Source organism: Flavobacterium sp. (assembly GCF_044348915.1).
Lineage (GTDB): Bacteria > Bacteroidota > Bacteroidia > Flavobacteriales > Flavobacteriaceae > Flavobacterium.
Window position 1 is genome coordinate 1 of sequence record NZ_JBIKRX010000111.1, and the last position, 7,880, is coordinate 7,880.

At 36.6% G+C, this 7,880-nt stretch carries 6 protein-coding genes; 2 read left to right on the top strand and 4 right to left on the bottom strand.

The window, feature by feature from the left end; genetic code table 11:
- Window positions 1-286: 286 nt before the first annotated feature.
- Complete coding sequence (locus ACIQ1E_RS13080) at window positions 287-553, top strand: DUF2492 family protein (RefSeq protein WP_396171756.1); 267 nt, start codon at window positions 287-289, stop codon at window positions 551-553.
- A gap of 170 nt (window positions 554-723) precedes the next feature.
- On the opposite strand, the gene ACIQ1E_RS13085 is transcribed toward ACIQ1E_RS13080, so the two are convergent.
- Complete coding sequence (locus tag ACIQ1E_RS13085) at window positions 724-3,384, bottom strand: MGH1-like glycoside hydrolase domain-containing protein (RefSeq protein WP_396171758.1); 2,661 nt, start codon at window positions 3,382-3,384, stop codon at window positions 724-726.
- 314 nt (window positions 3,385-3,698) lie between these two features.
- Here ACIQ1E_RS13085 and ACIQ1E_RS13090 point away from each other — a divergent pair, with 314 nt between their 5' ends.
- Window positions 3,699-4,079, top strand: a complete 381-nt coding sequence (locus tag ACIQ1E_RS13090; protein WP_396171759.1) for a PH domain-containing protein — start codon at window positions 3,699-3,701, stop codon at window positions 4,077-4,079.
- A 38-nt stretch (window positions 4,080-4,117) separates the two neighbouring features.
- Here ACIQ1E_RS13090 and ACIQ1E_RS13095 read toward each other — a convergent pair whose 3' ends face one another.
- From ACIQ1E_RS13095 to ACIQ1E_RS13105, 3 genes are all read right to left on the bottom strand, one after another.
- Window positions 4,118-4,882 carry a 5'-methylthioadenosine/adenosylhomocysteine nucleosidase gene (locus tag ACIQ1E_RS13095; RefSeq protein ID WP_396171760.1) on the bottom strand — a complete coding sequence of 255 codons (765 nt, stop codon included), beginning with the start codon at window positions 4,880-4,882 and terminating at the stop codon, window positions 4,118-4,120.
- 743 nt (window positions 4,883-5,625) lie between these two features.
- Window positions 5,626-6,591, bottom strand: coding sequence for a glycoside hydrolase family 5 protein (locus tag ACIQ1E_RS13100; RefSeq protein WP_396171761.1), 966 nt, complete (start codon window positions 6,589-6,591; stop codon window positions 5,626-5,628).
- Window positions 6,592-6,602: 11 nt separating this feature from the next.
- Entirely contained in the window at window positions 6,603-7,733 is a 1,131-nt protein-coding gene (locus tag ACIQ1E_RS13105) for a glycoside hydrolase family 27 protein (RefSeq protein WP_396171762.1), read from the bottom strand.
- Window positions 7,734-7,880 lie beyond the last annotated feature (147 nt).

Here is a 7,880-nt window from a genome sequence, read left to right on the forward strand (position 1 = left end):
AAGTACAAAATATAAAAAGATTCACCTAATAAATCCAATGACTATGTGGCATGAATTCGAATTTTATTTCACGTCATTTTGACATGAAATAAAATCCCTATATTTGAGACTGATTAGTTACAAATATTTTTATACAAATAAAATAAACCCAAAAAGAAGTATCTTTGAAGCCAGTTTTGAAATATCTACAGAATTATTTCAGAAGCCATCAACTTCTACTAAATCAGGTTGATATAAAATTTAGTTAAAGAAAACCCTTTAGAAATTTTAAAATACCACTTTAGAAATGAATACTATTAAACACATACACGAAGTTATATTTTTGATAGAAAATAATAACGAACAATGGACACCTGAAGAACTAGTTGAAGCAATTGGCGACACTTGGGGAACAGATGTCCAATTTGGTTCCTGTTCGGGTACAACCTTCCCAAAAGAGAATGCTCTCGAATTTCTCCTTAATCGTCAAAAAGTAGTCCTATCTGAAGAAGGAAAGGTAGCCCTTCATTCTTCAATGAAAATTTGTAATGGCCACGAAGATTTTGTGGGTTAAATAAATCACTATGGACTAGAAGTCCATTGCTTTGGTTGACAGTCTAAAAGTATGGGCGATTGTACAGTTTATTTATGCCACAAATTAGTACTAATTAAATTGTTGCATCGTGTTTTCAAATATAAAAACACGACGCAACACTAATTAAAATTGAGCAGGGTATTGAAAAACTACTCTTCTTTTTTATTCAAATGCCAGATGATTTCAGCAATAAGTCCTGTCCAACCTGTTTGATGATTGGCTCCTAAACCTTTACCAGTATCTCCATCGAAATACTCAAAAAACAAATTATTTTTGTTAAACAATGGATCTTCTTGAAACTTTTCATATTCACCATACATCGGAATTTTATCATCAGCATCCTTGAGAAACAATGCTAACAATCTTCTTGCGACTCCCTTCGAAGCCTCTTTAAGGTTCATTTCATTGCCTGAATTGGTTGGGAAGTCAACTTTAAATCCTTTGCCATAATAATTATGAAATTTTTCTAATGAGTCTAATATCAAGTAATTCATTGGGAACCAAATAGGCCCTCTCCAATTCGAGTTTCCGCCAAACATATCGCCTGTCGCCTCAGCTGGTGTGTAATCTACTTGAATCACTCCACCGTGATGATTGAATTTATACGGATGTTCTTTATGGTATTTTGACATAGAACGTACGCCAAAATCTGATAAAAATTCTTTCTCATCAAACATGCGCTTGAGAATCATTTTCATTCTATGGCCTCTCAGTGTTGACAGCAATCGTGTTTCTCCTTTTCCGTGTGCAAACCAACTGGAAACCAAACTAGCCAAGTCCGGTCTGTTTTTCAAAACCCATTCCACTCTTCGTTTGAATAATGGTAATTTCTCAAGCAATTCCGGTGTTAAAACTTCGACCGCAAATAAGGGTATTAAACCCACCATCGAACGAATTTTAAGTAATTCAGCGTCACCATTTGGCTTATGAAGCATATCATAATAAAACTCATCTTCTTCGTCCCACAGACTTATGTGGTTATCGCCCAAAGCTTGCATCGCCCCGGAAATATGAAGGAAATGCTCAAAAAATTTGGACGCCATATCTTGATAAACAGGATTTTTAAGCGATATTTCACAAGCAATACGCAACATATTCAAACAATACATCGCCATCCAACCGGTTCCATCAGCTTGTTCGAGATGTCCACCTGTTGGCAAGTCATACGAACGATCGAAAACTCCAATATTATCCATACCAAGGAAACCACCACCAAAGATATTATTCCCGTTTTCGTCTTTCAAATTAACCCACCACGTAAAATTAAGTAGCAATTTATGGAAAATACGTTCTAAGAACACCGTATCTCCTACTCCTCCATTGGCTTCTTTGTCAATTTCGTATACTTTCCAAGTTGCCCATGCGTGAACTGGTGGATTCACATCCGAGAACGACCATTCATAAGCTGGAATTTGCCCGTTGGGGTGCATATAGTATTCCCTAAGAATGACCAACAATTGTCTTTTGGCAAAATCAGGATCCAGTCTAGCCAAAGGCAAAGTGTGAAAAGCTAAATCCCAAGCCGCAAACCACGGATACTCCCATTTATCGGGCATCGAAAGAATATTAGAAGTATACAAGTGCTTCCAAGTGCTATTCCTGCCTTCATTTCGTCCTCTCTCGGGTTTTGGTGTAGATGGATCGCCTTTTAGCCATTCATAAACATTATAATAATACCATTGCTTGGTCCATAGCATTCCTGCATAGGCTTGTCTCTGAATGGATTTCAGTTTTTCATCTGTTACTCCTTTTTGAATGGTGGCATAAAAGGCATCCGCTTCATCAAGTCGTTTTTTGAAAATAGCATCAAAATCAATAAAAGCATCTTCAGGAGTAGTATTTGTAAACCGAAGACGGTATTCCTTTTTGCCTAACCCAGGAATTACATCATCATAGTGAACCGAAGCCTTGGTGCCAATAGCGTCAGGATTTATTACCTTCTTTTTTTTATTTACGATATAATCATTTATACCGTCTTTTGGAAATTGTGTTTTATTTGGTGAACCATACAGTCTTTCAAAATTCGTTTTGTTTTCGCAAAACAAAAGATTTTTTGCTTTTTCAGCATATAGATTGAATTTACCAACAATGTTATGATCGACTTCGATAAGCGATTTTCCAACTCCCTTCAAGCTCGGTTTTTCCTTGTATTTTTCGTAACCCCAACTCCAAGTATTCCTGAACCAAATAGTAGGAAGTACAGTTATTGGAGCAGCAACTTTAGAACGATTTTCTACAGTTACTTTTATTAATATATCTTGCTCATCAGCTTTAGCGTACTCGATAGTAATATCAAAATACTCATCATTGTCAAAAACACCAGTATCGATTAATTCATATTCAGGTTCAAATCGAGAACGCCTTTGACTTTCAGCAATGATTTTTTCATAAGGAAAAGCCGCATGTGGATACTTATAAAGCATCTTTTGATAGGAATGCGTAGGAGTCGAATCGAGATAATAATAAATTTCTTTTACATCCTCTCCGTGGTTCGTTTCAGCTGGCGTTAAACCAAAGTAACGTTCTTTTAGAATTCGATCTTTGTGATTCCAAAATGAAAAGGCTAGGCAAATATGTTGCTTATTATCCGAAATTCCGCCGATTCCTTCTTCCCCCCATCGGTAGGCTTTAGATCTAGCCATATCATGAGTTGTACAACCCCAAGCATAACCACTTTGTGAATAATCTTCTCTAACTGTTCCCCATTGACGATCGGTCAAATAAGGTCCCCACTTTTTCCAACCTTTATTATCTGTCCTTAACTTTAACCTTGCTTTTTCAGCATTCGCTTCCCCGTCTCTTTCTGACATACCTAATTTTCATTTAATTCAAAGGTTGCAATTTATAAAAACAACATTAAAAACAACTATAGATTTGACAAAAATTGACAAGCAATATCAACAAAACGTTATTTTTCAATTGTTTCTCTGTCATATTAATAAAAAACCAAGAAATAGCACAATTTATTAAAGAACAGTTAACAATGAAGCCTGTAAAACCGGCTTAAATTACGTCGTCGAAACATTTACAATTGCCAAAATTCATTTAAAATTGAAGTAATTTTCGAATATTCAACCGCTAATTATCGTAATTTTACGAAGTCAAAACATTTAAACATAGAATTATGGGATTTTTATCCGCCTTAATGGGCAATGCAGGAACAGTAAGCCAAGAAAGCTTAATCAAAGATTATGGTAAATTATTAATCGAAGGCGAAGAAATTGAACTGGGTTTCAAACTAATCCGTGATGTTTTTATTTTCACGACCAAACGTTTGATTTTGATAGAAAAACAAGGTTTAACTGGCAGCAAAATTGAATATAAATCCATTACTTATAAAAGTATCTCTCGATTTAGTGTAGAGACAGCAGGAACTTTCGATTTGGAGGCAGAACTTAAAATTTGGGTTTCTAGTGAAACACAGCCGAGTATTGTTAAGCAATTTAAAAAGTCGGTAGATGTCTATGACGTTCATTTGGTCTTGGCAACACACGTTTTGAAATAATCCTTTTACCCGAATACCTTGGTATAATTCGAACCATTTTAAAGTATTTTGAAAATGTTTTTTATGATTTCGGCAGCGTACTTGCTCGATATTTTTTTAATAAAAGACGGAAAATCAATGTGAGCCGAGTCATCTGCAGCATCTGAAATGGTTCGAATAATACTAAACGGGATTTTATATTCATAACAAACCTGAGCTACCGCTGCGCCTTCCATTTCTACACAAAGCACATTGGGCAATTGAGCCTTGAGATTCTCTTTTTGTTCGTTTTTAGAGAAAAACTGATCGCCACTTGCGATATCACCAATAAACAAATTTGGCTGCGAAATATTGAATTCCAACAATTCCTGTTCTCCAATAACAGCGTGTAAACTTCTGTTTTCAATTACTGCATTTATCGCTTTTGAAGCAATAGCCAAGTGAGTTTCATCACTTTCTAAATAGGTTTTCGAAAGCAATGGAATCTCATACTGTGCCATCAAAGGCCTAGCGTCCATATCGTGTTGAATCAATCTTTTACCCAAAACGATGTCGCCAATTTTTAGCTCGGGACTAATGGCTCCCGCTACTCCCGTAAACAGCAATTCGCTGATATTAAATTGTTGAATCAAAGTTGTGACTGTTGTAGCTGCAGCGACTTTGCCCCATCTCGAAAAGACCACAACAGCTTCTATTCCGTTAATTTGTCCCGAAAAATAGGTCCGCTGACCCATTGTGGTTTCAACGCAATTCGAAAGCAACGCAACTACTCCTTCGATTTCTTCGGGCATAGCCCCCATAATTCCAATCACTCTGTTTTTCATTTACAGTTTTTTAAACAAATCACAAAGATTATAAAATTATGGGGATAAAATTTACCTTTTATTAAACCGTTGGGTGTAATTAGTTTTTGATGATAATTTTTCGTCAGTTCGAGTGATTTTCGACAGAAAATTGTATCGAGAACAGAAAAATTATCATTAAAAACGGTTCTCGATACCTGCCTGCGGCGGGCAGGCATTTTTTTTTCCTCCCGATAGCGATCGGGATCTCACAAAAAACACACCATTGACGATATTTGTTAATTGTCTTATTATCAACTAAATAATAAAATATAATTGTAAGAAAAAAAGCGATTTTCTAATTAAAATTCTACTTATCGATAGAATAATGTGTTTTTAATTTTCTTTTCCCAAGCGCCGGCTGGCTCCTTCGCTAAAATAGTCCACAGGACTATTTTTAACGCTCGGCCCTCCAAAAAAGAAACAAAAAACGCTAGCCCTTGACTGTTCGCCAACCCGCTGTTTTCTCAATTCTGAAATCCAACAAACTCGCTACGCTCAAACAGCGTTGGATTTTTTCAAAATTTTCGAAAAGCGCCCCACGCACCGGCTGGCTCCTTCGCTAAAACAGTTCACAGGACTGTTTTACGCTCGGCCCTCACAGTCTATGGGCGGGCATCCTAAGAACATTTTCGTTTCTTTACGTCATTATATATTGCTTTTTTTAGAATAAAAATTATACCTCGAACTGACGTTATTAAATAATTACACCCAACTGGTTTTTATTAATGTTTTGCATTATACTTTCGTAAGTATTCTCCAGTTATCAAACCTGATTCTTGAAGATCTGTATCTTTCCACTTTCCGGATGTGTTAGCATTTTCTTTGAGAAAAGAACAAGTTTCTTTCTTATCAGAAACCGACCAAGTAATCCAACTGATTTTGTTTTTCTCCATCCAATCGACGTATGCTTGCCAAGCAATTAGATTCAAAGGACCATCACCTGAAGCTTCCATCCCAGCCGATTCAGATACAAATATAGGCAGGCCCTTTATTAAAGCTTCGTCGGTTCTATCACGCAACCACTTGCCGTGTGTTCCTGCATAAAAATGCATGGTATACATTAAATTATCAAAGCCAACTATTGGATCTTTAGCAGCCAAATGGACATCTTGATCCCAATGTGGACTACCCACTAGAATGATGTTTTTTGGATCATTTGCTCTTATCACTTTGATAACTTCTTCCGAATAAGCCTTAACTTCGGCCCAAGTTTCATTATCTGGCTCGTTAAAAACTTCGTAAATTATATGAGGATATTTTCCGTATTTTTTTGACATTTCGTCAAAGAAAACTTTAGCCTCTTTAAGATGAATGTTATGGCTGTGAAAATCAATTATTACATAAATGTCTTGATTTATAGCTTCATTTATAACTGCTTCAATCTTTGCTTTGGAATCTTCTGGACTCTTAATGTAGCAATTTTTATCCGCATCAACTCCCATTGCAGCTCTCAAAACGGTAGCATTCCAATCGTTGTGCAGGGTTTTGACTACCTCTTTATTATAAAATTTCCCCCACCAATTGTGCCATCCGAAACTCACTCCTCTTAAAACAATTGGATTATGGTTTATATCTACTAATTGCGTTCCTTTCACACTAAGTTGGCCATGCTTTTTGACTAATTGTGCACTTACAATACTGCAACTAAAAAATAGAAAAAGCACAATAATTTTAGATTTGAAGTTCATCTCTTTTAGTTTTAAGGAATTAATTTCAAAGCAATTACGTCGTGAGGAATAATATCGGCGGTGAAATTCTTTTTGGTGGTTCCGGCTTCTTTGTTTTTCCAAAGATCTTTGATCTTAAAGATGGTTTTGTTAAAATCGGCTTCGTAACCAAAATCAGCATCCTTTATTGGGTTTTTCTTCCAATCAAAATTGATTTTTTTAGGAACTTCGGTTCGGTTCAAGAAAGTGATTGCCCAAGCACCGTCGGACAAAGGTTTTACCCAAACTTCTACGCCCTCTTCTGTTGTTAATTTGAATCCTTGAACTCCTAATTTATCTTGGTTTACAGCAATTAAGTTTTTGTTAGTCAAAATGGCCAAGGTTTCTGATTTCATTTTTCGGAAATCATTTCCAGCGATTAGCGGAGATGCCATCATACACCACATTGCAAAATGCGATCGGTCTTCGATAGTGGTCATTTCGTTGCCTACTTCCATCATATCGAAATCGTTCCAATGGTCTGGGCCGGAATATTTACGAATGTCTTTTCGCATTTCGACAATTTTCATAAATCCCCAAGAGGACCAATTTTCGGGATGCTTGAATTCGCAATCAAAACAAGGGTAAATATCTCCCGAAATTCTCCAAAGATTTCCGATAGGTTTTGCCCAATCCCAAGGTTTTTTATCGCCCCATTCGCATAGGCTAAAAACGATAGGTCTTCCTGCTGTTTTCAAGGCGTTGCTCATAGTAGCATAAGCTTCTGGAGCATTTATTCCAGCCGTATTACACCAATCGTATTTCAGGAAATCGATGCCTAAATTGGCATAAAAACGTGCATCCTGGTACTCATACCCACGAGTTCCCGGATAACCCGCACAAGTTTTAGTTCCCGCACAATTGTACAAACCAAATTTTAAACCTTTGGAATGCACATAATCGATAAGGACTTTCATTCCGTTTGGAAATTTGATTGGGTCGGCAACTAGATTGCCATTTTCATCGCGCTCTTTGGACATCCAACCGTCATCGAGTACAATATAATTGTAACCTGCCGCTGCCATTCCGGATGACACCATAATATCGGCGGTTTCTTTGACTAATTTTTCGTCAATATTGATGGCAAAGGTGTTCCAAGAATTCCAACCCATTGGTGGCGTCATTGCCAAGCCTTTTTATTTTCCTAATAGGTATAGGCGCTTAGAGCACCCTTGTTATCTATTGATTTTATTGATATTTATTCAAATTTCACCATCTTTTTCATTAACACATCGAAGATTGTCCCCATATTTGACCTTCTATTGTATCTA

Coding starts and splice junctions, on each gene's coding strand:
- ACIQ1E_RS13080 (WP_396171756.1), top strand. CDS start 287: ATGAATACTATTAAACACATACACGAAGTTATATTTTTGATAGAAAAT.
- ACIQ1E_RS13085 (WP_396171758.1), bottom strand. CDS start 3,384: ATGTCAGAAAGAGACGGGGAAGCGAATGCTGAAAAAGCAAGGTTAAAG.
- ACIQ1E_RS13090 (WP_396171759.1), top strand. CDS start 3,699: ATGGGATTTTTATCCGCCTTAATGGGCAATGCAGGAACAGTAAGCCAA.
- ACIQ1E_RS13095 (WP_396171760.1), bottom strand. CDS start 4,882: ATGAAAAACAGAGTGATTGGAATTATGGGGGCTATGCCCGAAGAAATC.
- ACIQ1E_RS13100 (WP_396171761.1), bottom strand. CDS start 6,591: ATGAACTTCAAATCTAAAATTATTGTGCTTTTTCTATTTTTTAGTTGC.
- ACIQ1E_RS13105 (WP_396171762.1), bottom strand. CDS start 7,733: ATGACGCCACCAATGGGTTGGAATTCTTGGAACACCTTTGCCATCAAT.